Origin of the sequence: Cellulomonas cellasea, assembly GCF_006538745.1 — a bacterium.
Classification (GTDB): Bacteria; Actinomycetota; Actinomycetes; order Actinomycetales; family Cellulomonadaceae; genus Cellulomonas_A; species Cellulomonas_A cellasea.
In genome coordinates, this window is the sequence record NZ_BJLR01000026.1 from 1 (window position 1) to 23020 (window position 23020).

At 75.4% G+C, this 23020-nt stretch carries 20 protein-coding genes; 11 read left to right on the forward strand and 9 right to left on the reverse strand.

The window, feature by feature from the left end; translation table 11 throughout:
* Window positions 1-179 precede the first annotated feature (179 nt).
* Window positions 180-1460: an ABC transporter substrate-binding protein gene (locus CCE01nite_RS14010; protein ID WP_034626582.1), complete on the reverse strand. Its 1281-nt coding sequence runs from the start codon at window positions 1458-1460 to the stop codon at window positions 180-182.
* A gap of 279 nt (window positions 1461-1739) precedes the next feature.
* On the opposite strand from CCE01nite_RS14010, the gene CCE01nite_RS14015 reads away from it, so the two are divergent.
* From CCE01nite_RS14015 to CCE01nite_RS14050, 8 genes are all read left to right on the forward strand, one after another.
* Entirely contained in the window at window positions 1740-2072 is a 333-nt protein-coding gene (locus CCE01nite_RS14015; protein WP_034626584.1) for a YnfA family protein, read from the forward strand.
* A 61-nt stretch (window positions 2073-2133) separates the two neighbouring features.
* Complete coding sequence (locus CCE01nite_RS14020) at window positions 2134-2535, forward strand: ArsR/SmtB family transcription factor (RefSeq protein WP_034626587.1); 402 nt, start codon at window positions 2134-2136, stop codon at window positions 2533-2535.
* Entirely contained in the window at window positions 2532-3233 is a 702-nt protein-coding gene (locus tag CCE01nite_RS14025) for a cation efflux transmembrane domain-containing protein (RefSeq protein WP_052103685.1), read from the forward strand. The genes CCE01nite_RS14020 and CCE01nite_RS14025 overlap by 4 nt, the downstream gene beginning before the upstream one ends.
* Window positions 3230-4147 (forward strand): cation diffusion facilitator family transporter, encoded by a 918-nt coding sequence (locus CCE01nite_RS14030; protein WP_034626589.1) that lies wholly within the window; start codon window positions 3230-3232, stop codon window positions 4145-4147. The genes CCE01nite_RS14025 and CCE01nite_RS14030 overlap by 4 nt, the downstream gene beginning before the upstream one ends.
* Before the next feature lie 98 nt (window positions 4148-4245).
* Window positions 4246-4857 carry a TetR/AcrR family transcriptional regulator gene (locus CCE01nite_RS14035; protein WP_034626591.1) on the forward strand — a complete coding sequence of 204 codons (612 nt, stop codon included), beginning with the start codon at window positions 4246-4248 and terminating at the stop codon, window positions 4855-4857.
* A 129-nt stretch (window positions 4858-4986) separates the two neighbouring features.
* Entirely contained in the window at window positions 4987-6228 is a 1242-nt protein-coding gene (locus CCE01nite_RS14040) for an alpha-amylase family protein (RefSeq protein ID WP_034626593.1), read from the forward strand.
* 160 nt (window positions 6229-6388) lie between these two features.
* On the forward strand, window positions 6389-8689 hold the full coding sequence (locus CCE01nite_RS14045) for an exo-beta-d-1,3/1,6-glucosidase (protein ID WP_034626595.1): 2301 nt from the start codon (window positions 6389-6391) through the stop codon (window positions 8687-8689).
* A 79-nt stretch (window positions 8690-8768) separates the two neighbouring features.
* Window positions 8769-10847 carry an HD domain-containing phosphohydrolase gene (locus tag CCE01nite_RS14050; protein WP_141372604.1) on the forward strand — a complete coding sequence of 693 codons (2079 nt, stop codon included), beginning with the start codon at window positions 8769-8771 and terminating at the stop codon, window positions 10845-10847.
* An 86-nt stretch (window positions 10848-10933) separates the two neighbouring features.
* Here the strand turns inward: CCE01nite_RS14050 and CCE01nite_RS14055 are convergent, their stop codons facing one another.
* The 8 genes from CCE01nite_RS14055 to CCE01nite_RS14090 form a co-directional block, all read right to left on the reverse strand.
* Complete coding sequence (locus tag CCE01nite_RS14055) at window positions 10934-11614, reverse strand: LutC/YkgG family protein (protein WP_141372605.1); 681 nt, start codon at window positions 11612-11614, stop codon at window positions 10934-10936.
* Window positions 11611-13095 carry a lactate utilization protein B gene (locus CCE01nite_RS14060; protein WP_141372614.1) on the reverse strand — a complete coding sequence of 495 codons (1485 nt, stop codon included), beginning with the start codon at window positions 13093-13095 and terminating at the stop codon, window positions 11611-11613. The genes CCE01nite_RS14055 and CCE01nite_RS14060 overlap by 4 nt, the downstream gene beginning before the upstream one ends.
* A gap of 14 nt (window positions 13096-13109) precedes the next feature.
* Window positions 13110-13907: a (Fe-S)-binding protein gene (locus CCE01nite_RS14065; protein ID WP_141372606.1), complete on the reverse strand. Its 798-nt coding sequence runs from the start codon at window positions 13905-13907 to the stop codon at window positions 13110-13112.
* 27 nt (window positions 13908-13934) lie between these two features.
* Window positions 13935-14762, reverse strand: a complete 828-nt coding sequence (locus CCE01nite_RS14070; protein WP_141372607.1) for a class II aldolase/adducin family protein — start codon at window positions 14760-14762, stop codon at window positions 13935-13937.
* Between the two features lie 33 nt (window positions 14763-14795).
* Complete coding sequence (locus CCE01nite_RS14075; RefSeq protein ID WP_141372608.1) at window positions 14796-16283, reverse strand: rhamnulokinase; 1488 nt, start codon at window positions 16281-16283, stop codon at window positions 14796-14798.
* Window positions 16284-16288: 5 nt separating this feature from the next.
* Window positions 16289-18343 (reverse strand): bifunctional rhamnulose-1-phosphate aldolase/short-chain dehydrogenase, encoded by a 2055-nt coding sequence (locus tag CCE01nite_RS14080; protein ID WP_034628424.1) that lies wholly within the window; start codon window positions 18341-18343, stop codon window positions 16289-16291.
* 105 nt (window positions 18344-18448) lie between these two features.
* A complete protein-coding gene (rhaI, locus tag CCE01nite_RS14085) occupies window positions 18449-19609 on the reverse strand; it encodes an L-rhamnose isomerase (RefSeq protein ID WP_034628438.1) in 1161 nt (386 codons plus the stop codon).
* Between the two features lie 125 nt (window positions 19610-19734).
* Entirely contained in the window at window positions 19735-20766 is a 1032-nt protein-coding gene (locus CCE01nite_RS14090) for a LacI family DNA-binding transcriptional regulator (protein WP_034628422.1), read from the reverse strand.
* Between the two features lie 342 nt (window positions 20767-21108).
* Between CCE01nite_RS14090 and CCE01nite_RS14095 the strand changes: the two genes are divergently transcribed.
* From CCE01nite_RS14095 to CCE01nite_RS14105, 3 genes are all read left to right on the forward strand, one after another.
* On the forward strand, window positions 21109-21519 hold the full coding sequence (locus CCE01nite_RS14095; RefSeq protein ID WP_034628420.1) for a TIGR03618 family F420-dependent PPOX class oxidoreductase: 411 nt from the start codon (window positions 21109-21111) through the stop codon (window positions 21517-21519).
* Window positions 21520-21641: 122 nt separating this feature from the next.
* Window positions 21642-22136, forward strand: a complete 495-nt coding sequence (locus CCE01nite_RS14100) for a pyridoxamine 5'-phosphate oxidase family protein (RefSeq protein WP_052103961.1) — start codon at window positions 21642-21644, stop codon at window positions 22134-22136.
* Entirely contained in the window at window positions 22133-22942 is an 810-nt protein-coding gene (locus CCE01nite_RS14105; RefSeq protein ID WP_034628418.1) for an LLM class flavin-dependent oxidoreductase, read from the forward strand. The genes CCE01nite_RS14100 and CCE01nite_RS14105 overlap by 4 nt, the downstream gene beginning before the upstream one ends.
* The last annotated feature ends 78 nt before the right edge of the window (window positions 22943-23020 follow it).

Here is a 23020-nt window from a genome sequence, read left to right on the forward strand (position 1 = left end):
GGAGCCGCTCCAGCAGCGAGGTCCTGAGCCGGACGGGCTCGTCGCCTCGCTGACGGCGCGGCTCGGTCCGGTGGGCCGGGGTGAGGGTCGTGGACACGCGCTTCCTCCGTCCGTGGGTGGCCCGGCGCGGGCCGGGCCACCCACCTGGTCGGTGCAGCCGGAGTGGTCGAGCGGTCGGGTCAGCCCCCGATCGCTTCCTCGACGTTCTTCAGGCCGGTCTCCCACGCGTCCTCGGGAGCGGTGTTGCCGGTCTGCATGTCCGCGAGGGCGTTGAGCAGGCCGCCGCCGATCGCGCCCGTGTCGGGCCCGTTGTGAGAAGACCTGGCCTGGAGCACCGACTCGCTCATGACCTTCCCGATGGGCGAGTCGCCAAAGAACTCGTCGGTGTGGCTGAGGACCGCCTCGGTCGTCAGCGCCTCCTTGGCGGCGGGGAACGTGCCGGTCTTCTCGAAGTGCTCGGCCTGGGCCTCGGGCGACATCATCGTCTCGATGTACTGCCAGGCCCCGGCCTTGTTCTCGGCGCGGGCGGGGATCGCGATGACGCTGCCGCCCCAGTTGCCCCCGACGCCGGGCACGGACGTCACGCGCCACTTGCCGGCGGTGTCCGGGGCGGCGTTCTTGATCTGCGAGAGCATCCACGAGGGCGCGATCGAGACCGCGAACGACCCGTTCGCGCGGCCGGGGTCCCAGCCGGAGGACCAGGCGGCGATGTCCGCGCTCAGGCCGGCCTCGTAGGCGTCCACGGCGACCTGGAACGCGTCCTCGACCTCCGGGTTGGTGTCGTAGATCAGCTCGCCGTCGTCGGAGTAGTACTTCTCCTCGACCTGGTTGACGGTGGCGAAGAAGACGGTCGTCTCGACGTTGTCGACGAACGGCTGCCCGGTCTTCTCGGTGTACGCGGTCCCCATCGCGATGAAGTCGTCCCACGTGGACCACGCGGCCGCGACCTCGGCGGGGTCGGTCGGCAGCCCGGCCGCCTCGAACAGGTCCGCCCGGTACGCCAGGCCGAGTCCGCCGACGTCGGTCGGGACCCCGATGAGCGCGCCGTTCTCGGCGGTCGCGAAGCTCGTCGCCCAGTCCAGGTAGTCGTCCCCCAGGTCGTCCCCGCCGAGCGTGCGCAGGTCGACGAAGTTGTCCGGGTTCTCCACGAACTTCGGCAGGTCGTCGTTCTGGATCATCACGAGGTCGGGCACCTCGCCGCCCGCGAGCGCCGCGGTGAGGGCCGTGGCGGTCTCGGTGGTGCTGCCGACCTCGGAGAGCTTGACCTTCGCGTCGGGCTTCTTGGCGAGGTACTCCTCGAGCCCGTCCTGGGCGCCGATCCCCGTGAACGACCAGAACGTCACCTCGGCGTCCGGGTCCTGCGACCCCGCGTCGGCGCCGCCCCCACCGCCCGAGCACGCCGTCAGGACGAGAGCCAGGGTTCCTGCTGCGGCGGCGAGCGCCGACCTACGAGGCTTCACGACAGTTCCCCTTCGTTGGAGTCCCACCCGGTCCCGCATCGTCGCGGGCACGGCCACCGCTCTTGCCCTTCGCCGTCGAAGGGTGGAAACAGTTTCGCAATATGTCCCTGCTCCCGGACAGTAGCCAGCGGCCGACTCGGGCGTCAAGGGTCCGCATGCGCGCGACGGCCCGCGCGCGAGCGCGGACGAACGAGCCACCCGGCGGAACGGCTGGCGTCGAAATTGTTTCGGCGCCCCGCGCGACGGCACGGCGTCACAGCATCCGGCCAGACTGCTCCCATGACCGTCCTGCGCTCCCTGGTCCTGTTCGCCGTCGCGGCCCTCGCCGAGATCGGCGGTGCGTGGCTCGTCTGGCAGGGCGTGCGCGAGCACCGCGGCGCCCTCTGGGTCGGCGCCGGCGTGCTCGCGCTCGGCGCGTACGGGTTCGTCGCGACCCTGCAGCCCGACGCGAGCTTCGGGCGGCTCCTCGCGGCGTACGGCGGCATCTTCGTCGCCGGGTCCCTGGCCTGGGGCATGGTCGTCGACGGGTTCGAGCCGGACCGCTGGGACGCGCTCGGCGCCGGGACCTGCCTGCTCGGCGTCGCGGTGATCATGTACGCGCCGCGCGGCTGACCGTCCCCCACCAGCCGCGCGACGGGCCCCGGACAAAGCGCTGACCGGCTAGCATCGTCACATGGCGATGACACAGGCTCTCAGCGATCCGGTCGACACCGACGAGGGGCCCGCGCTCGAGGCGGCCGCCTGCCTGTTCCGCGGGTTCGGCGACCCGTCGCGGCTGCGGATCCTGCGCCACCTCGCGCTCGGGGAGCACCGCGTCGTCGACCTGACCGAGCACCTCGGGCTCGCGCAGTCCACCGTGTCGCAGCACCTCGCGTGCCTGCGGGACTGCGGCCTCGTGACCTCGCGTCCGCACGGGCGGGCGTCGGTGCACCGGCTGACGCACCCCGAGGCGCTCCTCGACGTCCTGTCGGCGGCCGAGCGGCTGCTCGGGCTCACGGGCGACGCCGTCACGCTGTGCCCCACGTCCGGCACTGGTGCGGCCGCCGGCACGGGACCGGACCGGCTGACCGCATGAGCGCCACGAGGCAGCTCGACGCCGCCGAGGTCGAGCGGCTCACGCGCCGTGGGCTCCGGCTCGCGCAGCTCACCGTCGCCTACAACGTCGTGGAGGGCGCGGCCGCGATCGCCCTCGGACTGCTGGCCGGGCTCGTGTCGGTCGTCGGGTTCGGGATCGACTCCGGGATCGAGTCGATCGCCGCGGTGCTCGTCGGGCTGCGCCTGGCGGCCCGGCTCCGGCACGGCGAGCCGGACGAGCGCAAGGAACGGACCACGCTGAGGCTCGTCGCCGCGACGTTCTTCCTCCTGGCCGGCTACGTCACGTTCGAGGGCGTGCGGAGCCTCGTCACCGCCGAGACGCCCGAGACGTCGGCACCGGTCGTGGTGCTCCTCGTCGCCTCGATCGTCGTCATGCCGGTCCTGGCAGCGGCCAAACGCAGGGTCGGCCTCGCGCTCGGCGACAACCTCGTCCTCGCCGACGCCGCCGAGACCCGCATCTGCGTCCTGCTGAGCATCTCGACGCTCGCCGGGGTCGTGCTCTTCCAGCTCACCGGCGCGGCGTGGCTCGACCCGGTGGCGGCGTTCGTGATCGCGGCGTTCGCCGTGCACGAGGGCCGGGAGGCCTGGGAGGGCGAGCTCGTCCACGACCATCACGACGACCACGACCACCACCACGACGCAGAGGCCCCGGTCGGGGGGTCCGAGGGGCCCGGATGAGCACCGGCCACGACCACGGTCACGGCACCGCGACCGGGCAGCACCGCCGACGGCTCGTCGCGGTGCTGGTCCTCACGCTCGGCGTCGTCGGGATCGAGGTCGTCGGCGGTCTGCTCTCCGGGTCCCTCGCGCTGCTCGCGGACGCCGGGCACATGCTCACCGACGCCACCGGCGTCGCGGTCGCCCTCGTCGCGAGCACCCTGGCCACCCGGCCGGCGACGAACGAGCGCACCTACGGCCTGCAGCGCGCGGAGATCCTCGCGGCCCTGGCCAACGGGCTGCTGCTCGGCGGCCTCGCGGTGTGGGTCGTCGTCGAGGCCGTCGGGCGGTGGGCGGACCCGCCCGAGGTCGCGACCGGCCTCATGATCGCCGTGGCCGCCGTCGGCGCGGTGGCGAACCTGGCGAGCCTGCTCCTGCTGCGCGGCGGTCAGCGCGAGAGCCTGAACGTGCGCGGCGCCTACCTCGAGGTGCTCGGCGACCTCGTCGGGTCCGCCGCGGTGCTCGTCGCCGGCGTCGTCGTCGCGACCACGGGGTACGTCCGGGCCGACGTCATCGCCTCGGTCGCGATCGGGCTGCTGATCGTCCCGCGCGCCTGGTCGCTGCTGCGCGAGGTGGTCGACGTGCTGCTCGAGGCCACCCCGCGGGGGCTCGACCTCGACGAGGTCCGCGACCACATCCGTGCCGTCCCGGGCGTCGTCGACGTGCACGACCTGCATGCCTGGACCATCACGAGCGGCGTCGCGGCGCTGTCCGCGCACGTCGTCGTCGACGAGGCGTGCATCGACCGGCGCCGGCCCGGTGAGGTCCTCGACGCCCTCGACGCGTGCCTGGGCGAGCACTTCGCGATGGAGCACTGCACGTTCCAGCTCGAACCCGTTGGGCACCGTCCGCACGAGGGCGCCCACCACGACTAGGTGCCGGCTCCCGGCGCCCGCTCCTCGCTCCCCTGCTCGCGGACGGGTCGGCCGGGCGTCCGGTGCCGGGTCGTCGGGCCGTGGCTAGGGTGAGCCGCATGCCACGCACGGACCGGGTGCCGCGCCGGCGCCTCGACCCCGACGCCCGCCGCGAGGCGATCCTGACCGCGGCGGCCGAGGCGTTCGCGCGCGAGCCCTACGCCGACGTGACGCTCGCGTCCGTCGCCCGGCTCGCGGGGGCCTCGGAGGCGCTGCTCTACCGGTACTTCGCGGGCAAGGAGCAGCTGTACACCGCCGTCGTCGGCCTCGCGGTCGAGGAGCTGCTCGCGGCGCAGGCCGCCGCGCTGGACGGGCTCCCGGCCGGCACGCCGGTGCGGGAGCGCGTGCTCGCCGCCACGCGCGTGCTGCTGGACCACGTCGCGGACCACCCCCGGGCGTGGGCGCTGCCCCTGAGCGGCGCGGCGAGCGAGCCGGCGGCGACCGCGGAGCTGCGCCTGCGGGCGCGCGCGGACCACGTCGAGCGGCTGCGCGGGCTGCTCGCACCGAGCGGCGCCGCGCGTCACGAGTACGCGCTCTGGGGGTTCTTCGGCTTCCTGGACGCCGCGTGCCTGCGCTGGGTGCGGGACGGCTGCCCCGAGCACGACCGGCAGCCGCTGCTCGACGCCTCCGTCGGGGCGCTCGAGGGGGCGCTGGGCGACTGGGGCGCGTGACGCGGTCCGGACGTGGACCCCGCCGCCTGCCGCCTGCCGACTCGGCAGCGGGCGAGGCGCTTGCGGGTCGATCGCGGCGTCGGGTAGCGTCGCGCTTTAGTGAGTCCGACTCACTAACGGAGGTACGACATGACCTGGTTCGAGCACGCCATCTGGTGGCACGTCTACCCGCTGGGCTTCACGGGGGCGCCGATCCGCACCGCGCACGACGCCCGGCCCCGCCTGGAGCACGTGCGGGCGTGGCTCGACCACGCGGTCGAGCTCGGCGCGTCGGGCCTGCTGCTCGGCCCCGTCTTCACGTCGGAGACGCACGGCTACGACTCCGTCGACCAGTACCGCATCGACCCCCGCCTCGGTGACCTCGCGGACTTCGACCGGCTCGTCGCCGCGTGCCGGGAGCGGGGCCTGCGGGTCGCGCTCGACGGGGTCTTCAACCACGTCGGCGCCGGTCACCCGTGGGTCCGGCGCGCGCTCGCCGAGGGACCCGACGGCGAGTACGCCCGGTTCTTCCGGATCGACTGGTCCGACCCCCGGTCGCCCCGGCCCGCGGACTTCGAGGGGCACTCCTCGCTCGTCGCGCTCGACCACGCGACCCCCGCGGTCGCCGACCACGTCACGGACGTCATGTCGACGTGGCTCGACCGCGGCGTCGACGGGTGGCGGCTCGACGCGGCCTACGCCGTGCCCGCGCCGTTCTGGGCCGAGGTGCTGCCGCGCGTGCGCTCCCGGCACCCCGACGCCTGGTTCCTCGGCGAGGTCATCCACGGCGACCACGCCGCGTACGCCGCCGCGTCCGGGATCGACTCGATCACGCAGTACGAGCTGTGGAAGGCGATCTGGAGCAGCCTCCTGGACCGCAACCTGTTCGAGCTCGACTGGGCCCTCGCGCGCCACGTCGAGCTCGGCCGCGGCCAGCTCCCGGCGACGTTCGTCGGCAACCACGACGTCACCCGCATCGCCACGACCGTCGGCCCCGAGGGGGCGGTCCTCGCCCTCGTCGTGCTCATGACCGTCTCCGGCGTGCCGTCGGTGTACTACGGCGACGAGCAGGCGTTCACCGGCACCAAGGAGGAGCGCGTGGGCGGCGACGACGCGGTCCGGCCCGCGATGCCGGGCACGCCCGCCGACCTCGCGCCGTCGGGCGGGTGGATGTTCCGCGTCCACCAGCAGCTCCTCGGCCTGCGCCGGCGCCACCCGTGGCTCGTGCGCGCGACCACCACCACGACGGAGCTCACGAACACGCGCTACGCGTACACCGCCCGGGGAGCCGGCGCCGCGGACGTGCTGCACGTCGAGCTCGACCTGACGGACGGCCACCGCGCCGTCGTGCGCGACGACGCGGGCGGGGTGCTCTTCTCGTACGACGGCTGAGGCGCCGCGGGCAGGTTTGGACGTGACCCCGACGCAGCGGCACGCCAGACTGGGGGTCGCCGCGGCCGAGCGCGCCGCCCGTAGACTTACGGACGAGTAAGTAACTGCCGCCCGCCCTCTCACCGCGCTGCGGTGTCCCGCCCGACGTGAAGGAGCAGCCGTGACCGGCGCCCCGTACCAGGACCCGCAGCTGCCCGTCGAGCAGCGGGTCAAGGACCTGCTCGAGCGCATGACCCTGCCCGAGAAGGTCGGGCAGATGCTCCAGCTCGACGCCCAGGGGGACGTCCGGCACCTCGTGGAGGACCTGCACGCGGGCTCGATCCTGCACGCCGCGCCCGAGCAGGTCCTGCGCGCCCACGAGCTGACGGCGGGCACGCGCCTGCGCATCCCGCTGCTCGTGGCGGAGGACTGCATCCACGGGCACTCGTTCTGGCGGGGCGCGACGATCTTCCCGACCCAGCTCGCGATGGCGGCGACCTGGGACCCGGCGCTCGTCGAGCGCGTCGCCCGCGTCACGGCCGTCGAGGTCGCCGCGACCGGAATCCACTGGACCTTCTCGCCCGTGCTCTGCATCGCGCGCGACCTGCGCTGGGGCCGCGTCGACGAGACGTTCGGCGAGGACCCCCTGCTCATCGGCGAGCTCGCCTCCGCGATGGTCCGCGGGTACCAGGGCGACGGCCTCGCCGACCCGACCGCCATCCTCGCGACCGCCAAGCACTTCGCCGGGTACTCCGAGACGCAGGGCGGGCGGGACGCGTCCGAGGCCGACATCTCGCGCCGCAAGCTGCGCTCGTGGTTCCTCCCGCCGTTCGAGCGCGTCGCGCGCGAGGGGTGCCGGACGTTCATGCTCGGCTACCAGACGATGGACGGCGTCCCGATCACCGTCAACGACTGGCTCCTGAGCGAGGTCCTGCGGGAGGAGTGGGGCTACACCGGGACGCTCGTGACCGACTGGGACAACGTCGGGCGCATGGTCTGGGAGCAGAAGGTCCAGCCCGACCACGCGCACGCGGCGGCCGCGGCCGTGCGGGCCGGCAACGACATGATCATGACCACGCCGCAGTTCTTCGACGGCGCGCAGGAGGCGATCGGGCGCGGCCTGATCGCCGAGCACGACCTCGACGCGGCCGTCGGGCGGATCCTCACGCTCAAGTTCGAGCTCGGGCTCTTCGAGGACCCGCGCCGCCCCGACCCGGAGCGCATCGCGGCCGTCGTGGGCGCCGACGAGCACACCGAGGTCAACCTCGACGTGACCCGCCGCTCGCTCGTGCTGCTGCGCAACGACGGCGTCCTGCCGCTCGCGGGCGGCCACGCACCGGGGAGCCCGACCGACGCGGCAGGGCGCGCGGCCGTCGCCGGGCCGCGGCGCACGGTGGCGGTCGTCGGCCCGCTCGCCGACGACGCGCAGACCCAGCTCGGCGACTGGGCCGGGTCGTCCGGCCAGGCGGACTGGCTCCGCGACGGGCAGCCGCGCGAGCTCATCACGACCGTCCTCGACGGCCTGCGCGCGCACGTGCCCGAGGGCTGGACGGTCACCCACGCCCCCGGCGCCCAGATCCTCGACATCACCCCGGACCCCGAGGGCCCGTTCTTCCCCGACGGCCAGCCGCGCCCGCCGCTCGTCGCGCCCGCGACCCCCGACGAGCAGCTCCTCGCTGACGCCGTGGCGCGCGCCCACGAGGCCGACTACGTCGTCGCGGTGGTCGGCGACCGCGTCGAGCTCGTCGGCGAGGGCCGCTCGACCGCCACGCTCGAGCTCGTCGGCAGCCAGGTCGCGCTGCTCGACGCGCTCGCCGCGACCGGGACCCCGCTCGTGGTGGTCCTGCTCGCCTCCAAGCCGCTCGTCCTGCCCGAGTCCGCGCTCGCCGCCGCGGCCCTGGTGTGGGTCGCGAACCCGGGGATGCAGGGCGGGCGGGCGATCGCCGAGCTGCTCCTCGGTGTGGTCGAGCCGTCGGGGCGCCTGCCGATCTCGTTCGCGCGGCACGTCGGCCAGCAGCCGACCTACTACAACCAGATCCGCGGGCAGCACGGCACCCGCTACGCCGACCTCACGCAGCGCCCGGCGTTCGTGTTCGGCGAGGGCCTGTCGTACAGCACGGTCGAGTACTCCGGCCTGCGGCTCGACGCCGACGAGGTCGCCGCCGCGGACGTCCTGCGCGGCGGGGTCACCGTCCGCAACACCGGCGCACGTCCGGTGCGCGAGACCGTCCAGGTCTACGTGAGCGACACCGTGACGTCCGCGAGCTGGGCCGACCGCGAGCTCAAGACGTTCACCCAGGTCGACCTCGCACCCGGCGAGACGCGGGTCGTCGCGCTCGAGCTGCCGGTCGCCGCGTGCACGATCGTCGACGCGCACGGCCGCCGGCTCGTCGAGCCCGGCGCGTTCGAGCTGCTCGTCGGACCGTCGTCGCGCTCGGAGGACCTGCTGCGTGCGTCGTTCACCGTCCGCGCAGGCGACTGAGCCGTCGGGAGGCGGGTTCACTCGGACGGGTCGGGCGCCGGGCCTTCACCGGGGCCCGACCCGCACCGATGAACGACCTATGGCCGCGGGACCCACGCAGAACTACGACGACGCGACCCTCGGCAGCTGGAGACCTCACCCTGCGCTCGCGGCGGTCGTGCGCGCGGCTGTCGGGCTCGCGCCCCTGCTGATCGCGCTCGCGACCGGCCTCGCGGCGTACCGGTGGCTCCCACCGGCGCGCGTCGGGCTGCACCCGTGGGTCTGGCTCGCCCTGCAGGTGACCTGCTCGACCGCGGTGCTGCTGCTCGCCGCGTGGGCCGTGCGCCGGTTCCTGCCGCTCGACGTCCTGCTGCGGCTCAGCCTGTTCCTGCCCGACCGTGCCGCGTCGCGGTTCGCCGTCGCGCGCCGCCGGCACTCCCCCGCGGTGCTGCACGCCCGCCTCGAGGAGGGCCGCCCGCTGCTCGGGACGGACGACGAGGCCGCGCACGGCGCCGAGCTCCTCGCCCTCGTCGCGCGGCTGCGGGCGCACGACCGGGGGACGTTCAGCCACAGCGAGCGTGTCCAGGCGCTCGCCGCGCTGATCGGGACCGAGCTCGGGCTCTCCCGCGTCGAGGCGGCGCAGCTCGGGTGGGCGGCGTTCCTGCACGACATCGGCAAGCTCGAGGTCCCGCGCGAGATCCTCACGAAGCCCGGTCGCCCGACGGACGACGAGTGGCGGGTCGTGGCATGCCACCCCGAGCACGGCGAGGCGCTCGCCGCGCCGCTGTCGCCGTGGCTCGGGCCGTGGGTCGACGCGGTCGGGCAGCACCACGAGCGCTGGGACGGCGCCGGGTACCCGCACGGGCTCGCGGGCGAGCAGATCAGCCTCGGCGCCCGGATCATCGCGGTCGCGGACGCGTTCGACGTCATCACCTCGGCGCGGTCCTACAAGAAGCCGCTGTCCGCGAGCGCCGCGCGCACCGAGCTCGCGCGCTGCGCCGGCTCGCAGTTCGACCCCGAGGTCGTCCGCGCGTTCCTCGCGGTCGGGCTGGGCCGGCTGCGCGCCGTCGCTGGCCCGGCGTCGCTCGTCGCGGCGGTCCCCGGCCTGCGCTCGATGCCGTGGCCCGACCTCGCGGGTGCGGCCTCGCGGCTCACCGTGGCGGGACCGGCGGCGGGGGCGGCGTCCCTCGCGACCGGGGTCGCGCTCGTGCTCGCGGTCGTCGCTCCCGGGACGCCGCTGCTCGCGCCGCTCGGCGGCGGCGGGTCGTCGGTCACCGCGTCGGCCCGGGCCGATGCCGAGGCGGCGCAGGCCGGCTCGGGCGGCGGTTCGGGGGGCGCGGGGTCCGGCGGGGCCGGGTCCGACGACGCGGTTCCCGGCGGGCTGGGCACCGACGGTCCCGGCCGGGGCGCCGGCGCGGGGCAGGACGGGACGACCGTCGCCGGCCTCGGGAGCACGGGCCCGGGCTCGGGCGCCGACGACGGCTCGACCACCGGTGTGCCCGGAGCTCGTCCCGGTGCGACCCCGGTACCGTCCGAGTCCGCCGCCGCCGCGTGCCGGCGTGCGCGTGGCGGAGCCACCGACCTCGCGCGTGCGGCGCTCTCCCGCTGCCGGCTCACCGGCGACCTCCGGGGCGCGAACCTCGCCGGCGCCGACCTGAGCGGCGCGACCCTCACGCGCGTCGACCTCACCGGGGCGCGCCTGACCGGGGCGAACCTGCGTGGCGCGGTCGTCTCGGGGAGCACGTTCGACCGCGCCGACCTCACGGGCGCGGACCTCACCGGCGCGCTCGTGACGTCCTCGACCTTCCGGGCGGCGACGCTCGGCCCGACGACGTTCCGGGGCGCGACGCTGCGGGACTGCGTGCTCGACCCCGGTGTCGTGACGAGCCCGGCACCGGCCGGGGGTGTTCCCGCTCCGGCGACCCCCGCGGGACCTGCTGCGCCTGCGCCCGCAGCACCCGCACCGGCACGGCCCGTACCGGCAGCACCGGGGCCGGCCGCTCCGGCGCCCGCTGTCCCGGCCGCACCCGCTCCGGCGGCACCCGCCCCCGCGGGCGGGCAGCCCGCCGGACCCGCGCCCGCCCCGGGCGGCGCCCCGTCCGGCGCGGGAGGACCGGGTGGGGTGGGCGCCACGTCGGGCCCGGCGCCGGCCGCCGAGCGGGCGTCCGGACGGCCCTGACGGCCAGGGACCGACGAGGACGCCGAGGCTCGGGGACCGACGCGGACACGCTGACGGTCACGGACCGACGCGGACGACCCTCACCGTCACGGACCGACGAGGACGACCCGCAGGTCGCGCGGACCGTGCACGCCCTCGACACGCACGAGCTCGATGTCGCTCGTCGCGCTGGGCCCGCTGATCCAGGTGAGCGGCCGATCCGGGTGCGCCTCGAGCAGGCGCACGGCCTCCGGGACCGAGCCGACGACCTGGTCGGCCCGCACGACGCACACGTGCCGGTCCGGGACGAGGGTCAGGACGCGCCGGCCCTGCCCCGGCCCGGCGTCGAGCACGATCGTCCCGGTGTCGGCGACGGCGACCCGGCAGCCCGTGACCACGGCGTCCGTCCGGTCGAGCGCGGCGGCACCGAGCGGCCGCCCGGGCTCGTCGGCCAGCACGCTCGCCCCGCCGACCCTGACCGCGTCGACCCACGCCTCCGGCAGCCCGTGCGGGACGGCCACGGACGCGGCGCCGGCGAGCTCGCGCGCCACGGTCGCCGCGACGTCGTCCGGCCCGCACCGCGTGACCCGCGCCCGGTAGTCGAGGAGCCGGTGCTCGAGCAGGTCGCACGCGGCCACGGAGCCCGGCGCGGTGCCCGTTGCGACCCGGTACGCGCGCGGCACGTGGACGGCGCGGGGCCCGCCGGGCACGGGGGACGCGGGCTCCCCGTCCGGCCCCCGGCCGAGCGCCGCCCGCACCGCGGCGAGCACCTCCTCGCGCGCGGTCACGGCCGTCCCCGCCCGTCGGTGCGCCGGGCCCGCGCCCACGCGTCACGGAACGACCGCACGGGCAGCGCCGGCAGGTCGCGCCCGGCCGTCCACAGCGAGCCCGGCCACGGCAGCCGGCGGACGCGGCGACCGCCGAGCACGCGGCCCGCGAGCGCGGACGCCCGCAGCGCCCAGCGGAACCGCGGTCCGGAGGACAGCACCGCGGCCGCGGCACCCATCGCGGCGCCCGCGGCGGTCGGGCGGCGCGGCGCGCCGTCGTGCAGCGCCCGGTCGCGCAGGTGCACGAGCGCCGTGGGGATGTCGATCTTGACCGGGCAGGCGTCGTAGCACGCGCCGCACAGCGTGCTCGCGAACGGCAGCGACGCGGTGGCCTCGTCGGCGTCGTCGAGCCCGAGGAGCTGTGGGGTCAGGATCGCGCCGATCGGGCCCGGGTACACCGAGCCGTACGCGTGCCCGCCGGTGCGCTCGTAGACCGGGCACACGTTGAGGCACGCCGAGCAGCGGATGCAGTGCAGCGCCTGGCGCCCGATCTCGTCGGCGAGCGCGCGGGTGCGGCCGTTGTCGAGCAGCACGAGGTGGAAGTCCTGCGGGCCGTCGCCGGGGGTCACGCCGGTCCACATCGTCGTGTACGGGTTCATGCGCTCGCCGGTCGAGGAGCGGGGCAGGAGCTGGAGGAAGACCTCGAGGTCACGGAAGTCGGGGAGCACCTTCTCGATGCCCATCACGGTGACGAGGGTCCGGGGCAGCGTGAGGCACATGCGGCCGTTGCCCTCGGACTCCACGACCGCGACGGTGCCGGTCCCGGCGATCGCGAGGTTCGCGCCGCTGATCGCGACGTCGGCCCGCAGGAACAGCGCCCGCAGGTGGGCCCGGGCGGCCATGGCGAGCGCGGCCGGCTCGTTGGTCAGCCCCGCGGGGGCGTCGGGCATCCGGGTGCGGAAGACGTCGCGGATCTCGTCGCGGTTGCGGTGGATCGCGGGCACCAGGATGTGCGACGGCCGGTCCCCCGCGAGCTGCACGATGAGCTCGGCGAGGTCGGTCTCGTGCGCCGCGATGCCCTCCGCCTCGAGGTGCTCGTTGAGGCCGATCTCCTGGGTCGCCATCGACTTGACCTTGACGACCTCGCGCGCGCCGGCCGCCCGCACGAGGTCGGTCACGATGCGGTTCGCCTCCGCGGCGTCGCGGGCCCAGTGCACCGTCCCGCCGCGCGCGGTGACGGTGACCTCGAGCTGCTCGAGCAGCTCGGGGAGCCGCTCCATGGCGTCGGCCTTGATCGCGGCCCCGGCGTCGCGCAGCGCCTCCCAGTCGGGCAGCTCGGCGGTGACCGCGACGCGCTTGTCGCGGATCGTGCGCGTCGCGCGGCGCAGGTTGGTGCGCAGCTGGGCGTCCCCGAGCGTCCCGCGGGCCGCCTCGGGGAACGTCGGGCCCCAGCGGAGCGGGTCGAGCGGCTCGGCCGCGGGCTTCGGCGGCACGCCCGGCATGCCGAGGTAGGTGCTCACGAGGCGCTCCGGGCTGCTGCGGGGCGCGTGCCCGGGGGTCGCCACGGCTCTCCGCGCGTCGCGGCCAGGATCTCCGCGAGGTGGACCGCGCGGACCCCCGCTCCCCGCCGCGAGAGCGCGCCGTCGATGTTCATCAGGCACGACCAGTCCCCCGCCGTCACGACCTCGGCGCCTGAGGCCTGCACGCAGTCGGCCTTGTCGGAGACCATCGCGACCGACGTTGCGGAGTTCTTGAGCGCGAACGTGCCGCCGAACCCGCAGCACTGGTCGGCGTCGGGCAGGTCGACGAGCCGGAGCCCGTCGACCTGCCCCAGGAGCCGCGTGGGCCGGTCGCCGACCCGGAGCATCCGCAGCGAGTGGCACGTGGGGTGGTACGTCACGGTGTGCGGGAACCACGCCCCCACGTCGGTCACGCCGAGCACGTCGACGAGCAGCTCCGACAGCTCGTACGTGCGCGCGGCGACCCGCTCGGCGGCGACGGCCAGCCGCTCGTCGCCCGCCTGCCGCGCGACGCGGGCCTGCTGGTGCCGGGTCGACCCGACGCACGACCCCGAGGGGGCGACGACCGCGTCCCACTCCCCCGCGACGACCGGCCAGAACGCCCGCACGTGGTTGCGCACGACCGGCTCGGCCTGCGCCGGGTAGCCGGAGTTCACGTGCATCTGCCCGCAGCACGCCTGACCGGGCGGCACGACGACCTCGTGGCCCAGGCGCTCGAGCAGGCGCACCGTCGCCGCGGCGGCGTGCGGGAACAGGCCGTCGACGAGGCACGTCGTGAACAGGGCGATGCGCATGCGGTCCCCTTCCGGGCGGACGTCGGCTCAGTGGACCCAGGGCGAGACGATCCCGAACTGGGCGGCGACCTCGGAGATCTCCGCGTCCGTGAGCCCCTCCGCGGCACCGCCCGCGACGATGTTCATGTACTCGTACCGCGCGCCCGTCTCGGCGTACTCGATCCGGTCGACCGCGCGCGTCACAGAGACGTCCGAGCGCGCCATGATGCCGTGCTTGGACCACAGCACGATCTGGTGCTCCCGGAGCCCCTCGACGTTGGCCTTCATCATCCCCTCGGACCCGGGGACCAGGAACGGCAGGACCCCGATCCCCTCGGACAGGGCGACGATACTCTCCGGCTCCCAGCGAAGCACGCGCGCGTTGAACGCCGCGGTGTCGCGGTACGCCGGGATGTGCGAGAGGTACGTCAGGTGCATCGGCTGGGCGTGCACGACGGCGTGGAGGTCGAGCCCGCGGCGGGCGACGTGGTCCTGGTGCACGGCGAGGTGGGAGTTGAGCTCGCTCGTGAGCTGCTCGAAGAGCCGGCGCGGCGAGGTGAACAGCGTCGCCGTCAGGCCGTCCCCGTGCACCCGGAGCGCCCCGACGTTGGCCTCGGGGTCCTGGTGGATCTGGCGCAGCCGCCGGCCCGAGCCGGTGACGAGCAGCGTGCGGCCCGCGAGCGCGGGGACGGGGAGCGGCAGCGCGACGTCCTCCTGCTGCGGGAAGCGGTGGCGCAGCTCGACGTCCCACCCGGCGTACACGGAGATGTTGCCGGCGCCTGCCTCGCTCGCGTCGATGTCGCTGATGCGGCTCCCGGCGGCGCCCATCGAGCGCAGCAGCTCGTCGAGCTCGGGGAACGGTCCTGCGTCGGGCATGTCGGATCCTTCGTCGGTCGGCCGGGGCTGGGCTCAGCCCCGGAGGCTCTTCTCGGCGCGCGCCCAGGCGGCGTGGTCGCCGGACGGCTCGTAGCGGCGGGTGGGCGTCGAGGCGCGCACGACGGCCCGCATCGCCGCGAGGTCGTCCCCGACGTCGCCCGCGGCGGCGGCCTGGACGAGCAGGTTGCCCGTCGCCGTCCCCTCGGCGGGGCCGGCCTCGACGGGCAGCCCGGTCGCGTCCGCGGTGAGCCGGCACAGCAGCGCGTTGCGCGCGCCGCCGCCCACGAGGTGCACGACGGCGACGTCGCGCCCCGCGAGCCCGGCCGCCTGGCGCACCGCGCGGGCGTGGGCCAGCGCGAGCGAGTCGAGGACGACGCGCACGACCTCGGCGGGCCCGCTCGGGGCCGGCTGTCCCGTGGCGCGCGCCACGTCGGCGATCCGCGCGGGGACGTCCCCGGGGGCGGCGAACGCGGGGTCGTCGACGTCGACGACGCACCGCAGCCCCGGCACGTCCGCGGCCTGGCGGAGCAGCGGCTCGAGCTCCTGCGGGCGGCCCTGCGCGGCCCACGTCGCGAGCGCCTGCTCGAGCAGCCAGAGGCCGGTGACGTTGCGCAGGTAGCGCACGGTCCCGTGCACGCCGAGCTCGTTCGTGAAGTTCGCGGCGCGGCTCGCCTCGGTGAGGACGGGCGCGTCGAGCTCGAGGCCGACGAGCGACCACGTGCCCGACGAGATCCAGGCCGCGTCCCGGCCCGCGACGGGGACCGCCGCGACCGCCGACGCGGTGTCGTGCGAGCCGACCGCGACGACGGTGGTGCCGTCGAGGCCGAGCGCACGGCCCACCTCGGGACGCACGGCGCCGACGACGGAGCCGGGCGCGACCAGGCGCGGCAGGAGCGCGGCGACGTCGACGCCCGCGAGCGCCGAGGCGGCGGCCGTGACCTCGGTGCTCCACGTCCGGGTCGTCGCGTCGAGCAGACCGGTCGTCGAGGCGTTGGTCAGCTCCGCGACCTGCTCCCCCGTGAGCCAGGACGCGAGCAGGTCCGGGATCAGCAGCGCTCGCCGTGCGGCGGCGAGCTGCGCCGTGCCGGCGGCGGCGACGAGCTGGAAGACGGTGTTGAACGGCTGGAGCTGGACGCCGGTGAGTGCGTAGTGTCGCTCCGGGGTGATCCGCTCGAACAACCGGCGGGGGGCGTCCGCGGTGCGGGGGTCGCGGTAGTGCACCGGGTTGCCGAGCAGCGCGCCGTCGGCGTCGAGCAGCCCGTGGTCGACCGCCCAGCCGTCGATCCCGACCGACGTCACCGCGCCGAACCGCCGGGCCGCAGCCGCGAGCCCGTCCTGCACGCCCGCCCACAGCCGCAGCACGTCCCAGTGCAGCGTCGCCCGCCCCCCCGGCCCGGGCGCGCTGACCGGGACGTTGGGGAACCGCCCGGTCTCCTCCGTCACGAGCCGGCCCCCCTCGACCCGGCCCGCGATGACCCGCCCGCTCGTGGCGCCGAGGTCGACGGCGACGTAGGTGCGCACGGCGCTCAGCGCAGGAACGCGGCGGCGACGCCGGAGTCGACGGGCACGTGCAGCCCGGTCGTCTGCACGAGGTCGGGCCCGGTCAGCGCGAAGACCGCGGCCGCGACGTGCTCCGGCAGGACCTCCTTCTTGAGGATCGTGCGCTGCGCGTAGTACTGGCCCAGCTCCTCCTCGGGCACCCCGTACGTCGCCGCGCGCTGCGCGCCCCAGCCGCCGGCGAAGATCCCCGAGCCCCGCACGACGCCGTCGGGGTTGACCCCGTTGACCCGGATCCCGTGCGCGCCGAGCTCGGCGGCGAGCAGCCGCACCTGGTGCGCCTGGTCGGCCTTCGTGGCCGAGTACGCGATGTTGTTCGGGCCCGCGAACAGCGAGTTCTTCGACGCGATGTAGACGACGTCGCCGCCCATCCCCTGTGCGACCATCGCCCGGGCGGCCTCGCGCGAGACGAGGAACGAGCCCTTCGCCATGACGTCGTGCTGCAGGTCCCAGTCGCGGGCCGTGGTCTCGAGCAGCGGCTTCGAGATCGACAGCCCGGCGTTGTTCACGACGAGGTCGACCCCGCCGAACGCGAGGACCGCCGCGTCGACCATCGCCCGCACGTCGACCTCGGACGTCACGTCCGCCCGCACGGCGATCGCGACGTCGGTCCCGCCGAGCGAAGCGGCGACCTCCTGCGCGCCGTCGAGGTTCAGGTCCGCGACGACGACGCACGCGCCCTCGGCGGCCAGGCGCTCCGCGATCGCGCGCCCGATGCCGGACCCGGCGCCGGTCACGAGCGCCACGCGCGTCGCGAGCGGCCGGGGCCTCGGCATGCGCCGGAGCTTGGCCTCCTCGAGCGCCCAGTACTCGATCCGGAACTTCTCCGCCTCGTCGATCGGCGCGTACGTGCTGATCGCCTCGGCGCCGCGCATGACGTTGATGGCGTTGACGTAGAACTCCCCCGCGACCCGCGCGGTCTGCTTGTCCTTGCCGAACGAGAACATCCCGACGCCGGGCACGAGCACGATCGCGGGGTCCGCGCCGCGCATCGGCGGGCTGTCGGGCGTCGCGTGGCGCGCGTAGTACGCGGCGTAGCCCTCCCGGTACGCGGCGTGCAGCTCGGCGAGGCGCGCGACGACGCCCTCGAGCGGCGCGTCCGCGGGCAGGTCGACCACGAGCGGCGTGACCTTGGTGCGCAGGAAGTGGTCGGGGCAGGACGTCCCGAGCGCGGCGAGCACCTCGAGCCGCTCGCGCGACAGGAAGTCGAGCACGACGTCCGAGTCGGTGAGGTGGCCGACCTGCGGGCGGTCGGTGCTCGCGAGGCCGCGGACCACCGGGGCCAGCGCCGCCGCACGGGCGCGCCGCTCGGCCCGCGGGAGCGCCTCCCGCCCGGGGACGACGGCGCCGAACGCGTGCCGCCCCTGCGCGGCCAGCCGGCGCTCGCGCTCGACGATGAAGCCCTCCGCCGCCGCGATGATCTCGAGCGAGCGGGCCTCGGCCTCGTCGGACGTGGCGCCCCACGCGGTGATCCCGTGGCCGCCGAGGATGCAGCCGATCGCGCGCGGGTTCGCGTCCGCGATCGCGGCGATGTCGAGCCCGAGCTGGAACCCCGGCCGGCGCCACGGGACCCAGGCGACCCGGTCGCCGAAGATCTCGCGGGTCAGCGCCTCGCCGTCCGCCGCGGTCGCGAGCGCGATCCCGGCGTCCGGGTGCAGGTGGTCCGCGTGCGCGGCGTCGAGCAGCCCGTGCATCGCGGTGTCGATCGACGGCGCCGCACCGCCCTTGCCGTGCAGGCAGTAGTCGAACGCCGCGACCATCTCGTCCTCGCGCTCGACGCCCGGGTAGACGTCCGCGAGCGCGCGCAGCCGGTCGAGGCGCAGCACGGCCAGGTTCTGCTCGGTGAGCGTGCCGAGGTCGCCGCCCGAGCCCTTGACCCAGAGCAGCTCGACGTCCTCGCCGGTCACCGGGTCGGTTGCGGTGCCCTTGGCGGAGGTGTTCCCGCCCGCGTAGTTGGTCGTGCGCGGGTCGGCGCCGAGGCGGTTCGACCGGGCGATGAGGTCGGCCGCAGTGGGGTGCGTCATCCGACGTGTCCTCTCGTCAGGGGTGCGGGCGCGGTGGCCCGACGGTTCGGTGTCCGTGCGGTGCGTGCGGGGAGTTCCGGGCCCGGGGTTCGCGTCGCCGGGGGCTCAGGCGCCCCAGCCGGCCTGCGTGCCGCCGACGCGGTCCTCGGCGATGCGTGCGAGGTAGCCGCTCGCGAGGAACGCGGCCATGGGGTCGGCGGGCAGCCCGCGCTCCTCGCGCCACGCGGCGAGCGCGGGCCGGACATCGGTATAGAACGCGTCCATGAACACCCCGTGGGCGCCCAGCACGTCGTTGGCCGCCTGCGCGGCCGCGAGCGCCTCGCGGTCGAGCAGCAGCGCCCGGGCGGTCATCTCCTGGACGTTGAGCACCGAGCGGATCTGGCCCGGAACCTTGTCCTCGACGTTGTGGCACTGGTCGAGCATCAGCGCGACGTCCGAGCCGGGGCCGAGCCCGCCGCCGCGGACGACCTCGACGAGGATGCGGAAGAGCTGGAACGGGTCCGCGGCGCCGACGATGAGGTCGTCGTCGGCGTAGAAGCGCGAGTTGAAGTCGAACGAGCCGAGCCTCCCGAGCCGCAGCAGCTGGGCCACGATGAACTCGATGTTCGTGCCGGGGGCGTGGTGGCCGGTGTCGAGGCACACGACCGCACGCTCGCCCAGGGCCGTGACCTGCGCATACGCGGTCCCCCAGTCGGGCACGTCGGTGTGGTAGAACGCCGGCTCGAAGAACTTGTACTCGAGCACGAGCCGCTGGTCGTCGCCGACCTGCGCGTAGAGCTCGGCGAGCGACTCCGCGAGGGCGTCCTGACGGGCGCGGATGTCGTCCTGGCCCGGGTAGTTCGTGCCGTCGGCGAGCCAGATCTTGAGGTCGCGCGACCCCGTCTCCGCCATGATCGCGAGGCACTCGAGGTGGTGGTCGACCGCGACCCGGCGCACCGCGGCGTCCCGCGACGCGAGCGAGCCGAACTTGAAGGTCTCGGCCTGGAACGTGTTCGAGTTGACCGTGCCGAGCCCGACCCCGAGGTCGTCCGCGTGGCGGCGAAGCCCGGCGTAGTCCTCCACGGCGTCCCACGGGATGTGCAGCGCGACGGTCGGCGCGAGCCCGGTGTACCGGTGGACCTGCGCGGCGTCGGCGAGCTTCTCCTGCACGGTGCGCGGGGTGCCCGGCGACGGCCAGACCCGGAAGCGCGTGCCGGAGTTGCCGAACGCCCAGGAGGGCAGCTCGATCGCGAGGTCGTCGAGCGTGGCGGGGCGACGGTCGGGCAGCCCGGCGGCGGGCAGGTCGGGGGACGCGGGAGCGGTCACGGTGGTCCTTCGTTCGTCTTTGAATCGATTCATAGCGTAGCGGCCCACGTCCACGCGCAACAAGACCCCGCGAGAAGGAGGCGGGGTCAGCCGGCGTAAGTGCTCGAGTCGCGCACGACGAGCTCGGGCTGGAACACGACGTGCTGCTCGACGGACCGGTCGTCCTCGAGCAGGATCGCCGCCGCGCGGTAGCCCATCTCGAGCGCCGGCTGGCGCACCGACGTGAGCGGCGACGCGAGCTCGCTCGAGATGTCGAGGTCGTCGTAGCCGACCAGCGCCGTCGAGCGCAGCAGCGCCGTGCCGCCCAGGGCCCGCAGCGCGCGCTGCGCGCCGATCGCGACGAGGTCGTTCACGCACACCACGGCCTCGGGCGCCGCCCCGTCCCGGTCCGCGACCAGACGCCGCATCGCGTCGTCGCCGCCGCGTGCGTCCATGCCGGACACCGTGACCTCGCGGACCACCTCGTCGGGGTCGAGGCCCGCCCGCTCGACGGCGTCCCGCACCCCGCGCTGCCGGTCCACGCACTGCCGGATGGTGTGCGGGCCGTTGAGCAGCACGAGCCGGTCGTGGCCCCGCTCGAGCAGGTGCCCGGCGGCGAGCGCACCGCCGGCCCGGTCGTCGACCGCGACCGACGGGATCCCGGGGATCGACGACGGGTGGTCGAGCAGCACGACGCGGGTCCCGCGGGCGTGCACCTCCTCGACGGCGCGCGTGCCGGCCGAGCCGGGGACGACGAGCATCCCCAGCACCCCGTGCTCCTCGAACAGCCGCAGGTAGCGCCGCTCGCGCTCGGGGTCGTCGTCCGAGCTCGCGAGCATGAGCGTGTGGTCGTCGAGGCTCAGCCGGTCCTCGATGCCGCGCGCGACGTCCGTGAAGTACGGGTTGCGGATGTCGAGCACGAGCGCGCCCACCGTCGTCACGGTGCGCGACCGGAGCTGGCGCGCGACGCCGTTCGGCACGAAGCTCAGAGCGGCGATGGCCTGCTCGACGCGCGCCCGGGTCTCGTCCTTGACGACGTCCGGGCGGTTCAGGACGTTCGAGACTGTGCCGACGGACACGCCCGCCTCGCGCGCCACGTCCATCACGGAGGCTCGCCGTCGCGACGTCGGGGCAGCCATGTCCGTCCTCTCCTGCGCGTGCGCGGTCCGGGCACCCCGGCGCGCGACGCGGCGAGGGCGTGCGCCCAGCCTAGGTCCGGCGGTCGGGCGACCCGCGGACCCGCCGATCGCGAGCCCGGCGGCGGGTCGGGGTGACGCGGTCCCGGACGATCCCGGGCGCGCGGACCGCGGTCACGACCGTCCCACAGCGCGAGACGCAACGGGACCGCGTGGGACCGCGGCCGGGCGCCGCGCATGATGGGCGGTGCCCGTGCGGCGCTCACCCGCCGCCCGGTGCCCCTGCGGCGCTCACCCGCCGCCCGGACCGACCCGCCCTGAGACGACCCGACCCGGAGGATCCCCGTGCCCGTCCCCCCGCTGCCCGACGACGTCGCTGCTCTGCTCGCCCGCCCGAACGCGGCGGTCATGGCGACCGTCGCGTCCGACGGCCGCCCCGTGACCGTCGCGACGTGGTACCTCGTCGAGGAGGACGGCACCGTGCTGCTCAACCTCGACGCGTCCCGCGCGCGCCTGACGCACCTGCGCACCGACCCCCGGGTCTCGCTCACCGCGCTCGACGAGAGCAGCTGGTACACGCACGTCAGCGTGCAGGGCACGGTCGTGTCGATCGAGGACGACCCGGAGCTGGTGGACATCGACCGCCTCTCGACGCACTACACGGGACGCCCGTACCCGACGCGCGACCGTCCCCGGGTCAGCGTGCGGGTCCGCATCGACCGCTGGCACGGCTGGGGCGCCGCGAAGCAGGACTGAGCCCGGCGGTCGGCGCCGGCGGCCGTCGCCGCGGAGCGCCCGGCTCCCCGCCCGACCGATAAGTTCCGGCCCGCCGGCGCGTCAGCCCCGCGACGAGATGCTCGAGCCCGGGAGGCGGGACCATGGCGGTCGACGACGGAGCGGACGACGCGACGGTGGCGGACGAGGTGCGGCGCGTGGTGTCGGCGGCCACGTACCTGACCGTCGCCACCGCCGACGCGGAGGGGCGGCCGTGGGCGACCCCCGTGTGGTTCGCCGCCCGCGACTGCGCCGAGCTCGTCTGGGTGTCGCGTCCCGGCGCCCGCCACTCCGTCAACATCGCCGCGCGGCCCGCCGTGGCCGTCGTCGTCTTCGACTCGGCGGCCGCGGTGGGCGAGGCGGCGGCGGTCTACGTGGAGGCCGAGGCCGCCGAGATCGGTCCCGACGGCCGGGCCGCCGCGCTCGCGGTGTACAACCGGCGCACCGCCGAGCAGGGCCTGCGCGCGTGGACCGAGGACGACGTCACCGGCGCGGCGCAGTTCCGGCTCTACCGGGCCCGGACGACGCGCGTCTGGGTCCTCGACGAGCACGACGGGCGGGTCGAGGTCGGCCCTACCGGAGAAGCGGTGCGGGGATGACGGGAGCGCTCAGGCCCTTTCGCTTCGGCGTCGTCGCGCCGGTGACGACCGACATGCGCGCGTGGCGGGAGCAGGTGCGGCGGATCGCGGACCAGGGTTACTGCACGGTCCTCATGCCCGACGTCCCGGGCTGGCAGCCGTCACCGGCGCCGACGCTGGCGGTCGCCGCGAGCATCACTGACCTTCGCGTCGGCACCTGGGTCTACGCGTCTCCGGTGCGTCCCGCATGGGAGATCGCGTGGGAGGCACATTCGCTCACGCAGCTCACGGAGGGCCGCTTCGAGCTCGGGATCGGGACGGGACGGCCCGGCATCGAGGACCTCGTCCGCGACCTCGGCCTGCCGCCGGTCCGTACCCGCGAGCGTCTCGAACGCATCCGTGCGGCGGTCGAGGACCTGCGGAGGCTGGACGGGCCTGACGTGCGTACGCCGGTGGCCATGGCAGTACGCGGACCCCAGGCGCGGGCTCTTGCCGCAGAGGTGGCGGACATCGTCACGATCGCCATGCTGCCCGCCGACCGCCGCGACAAGATCGAGAGGATCGCGCGTGAGTTCCGGGACGTCCGCGACATCGCGCTCGCCTTGCACGTCTCCGTCGTCGGCGAGACCGTCGCTCCGTTCATGACGGGGCCGGACACCGTGCCGGCCGAGCTGCGGGCTGCCGACTCGCTCGCGTACCTCTCCGACGACCCGTCCGCTGCGGTGGACGAGCTTCAGCGCCGGCGTGACGAGACCGGCTTCACCTACGTCGTCATCGGCTCGAACTCCGCCGACACGCTCGCGCCGGTCGTGGCGCAGCTCGTCTAGTGGTGGGGCTGGTGGTCGGGCAGGGTGCGGACACGGGCCCCGCGGCCGACCCCGCGCACGGCCCGGTCCCGTCGTGCG

Excerpts from the sequence above, each read along its gene's own strand:
- CCE01nite_RS14090 (WP_034628422.1), bottom strand. The coding sequence starts at position 20,766 with ATGGCTGCCCCGACGTCGCGACGGCGAGCCTCCGTGATGGACGTGGCG.
- CCE01nite_RS14035 (WP_034626591.1), top strand. The coding sequence starts at position 4,246 with ATGCCACGCACGGACCGGGTGCCGCGCCGGCGCCTCGACCCCGACGCC.
- CCE01nite_RS14105 (WP_034628418.1), top strand. The coding sequence starts at position 22,133 with ATGACGGGAGCGCTCAGGCCCTTTCGCTTCGGCGTCGTCGCGCCGGTG.
- CCE01nite_RS14080 (WP_034628424.1), bottom strand. The coding sequence starts at position 18,343 with ATGACGCACCCCACTGCGGCCGACCTCATCGCCCGGTCGAACCGCCTC.
- CCE01nite_RS14065 (WP_141372606.1), bottom strand. The coding sequence starts at position 13,907 with ATGCGCATCGCCCTGTTCACGACGTGCCTCGTCGACGGCCTGTTCCCG.
- CCE01nite_RS14020 (WP_034626587.1), top strand. The coding sequence starts at position 2,134 with ATGGCGATGACACAGGCTCTCAGCGATCCGGTCGACACCGACGAGGGG.
- CCE01nite_RS14050 (WP_141372604.1), top strand. The coding sequence starts at position 8,769 with ATGGCCGCGGGACCCACGCAGAACTACGACGACGCGACCCTCGGCAGC.
- CCE01nite_RS14070 (WP_141372607.1), bottom strand. The coding sequence starts at position 14,762 with ATGCCCGACGCAGGACCGTTCCCCGAGCTCGACGAGCTGCTGCGCTCG.
- CCE01nite_RS14040 (WP_034626593.1), top strand. The coding sequence starts at position 4,987 with ATGACCTGGTTCGAGCACGCCATCTGGTGGCACGTCTACCCGCTGGGC.
- CCE01nite_RS14100 (WP_052103961.1), top strand. The coding sequence starts at position 21,642 with ATGGCGGTCGACGACGGAGCGGACGACGCGACGGTGGCGGACGAGGTG.
- CCE01nite_RS14025 (WP_052103685.1), top strand. The coding sequence starts at position 2,532 with ATGAGCGCCACGAGGCAGCTCGACGCCGCCGAGGTCGAGCGGCTCACG.
- CCE01nite_RS14030 (WP_034626589.1), top strand. The coding sequence starts at position 3,230 with ATGAGCACCGGCCACGACCACGGTCACGGCACCGCGACCGGGCAGCAC.
- CCE01nite_RS14015 (WP_034626584.1), top strand. The coding sequence starts at position 1,740 with ATGACCGTCCTGCGCTCCCTGGTCCTGTTCGCCGTCGCGGCCCTCGCC.
- CCE01nite_RS14060 (WP_141372614.1), bottom strand. The coding sequence starts at position 13,095 with ATGCCGGGCGTGCCGCCGAAGCCCGCGGCCGAGCCGCTCGACCCGCTC.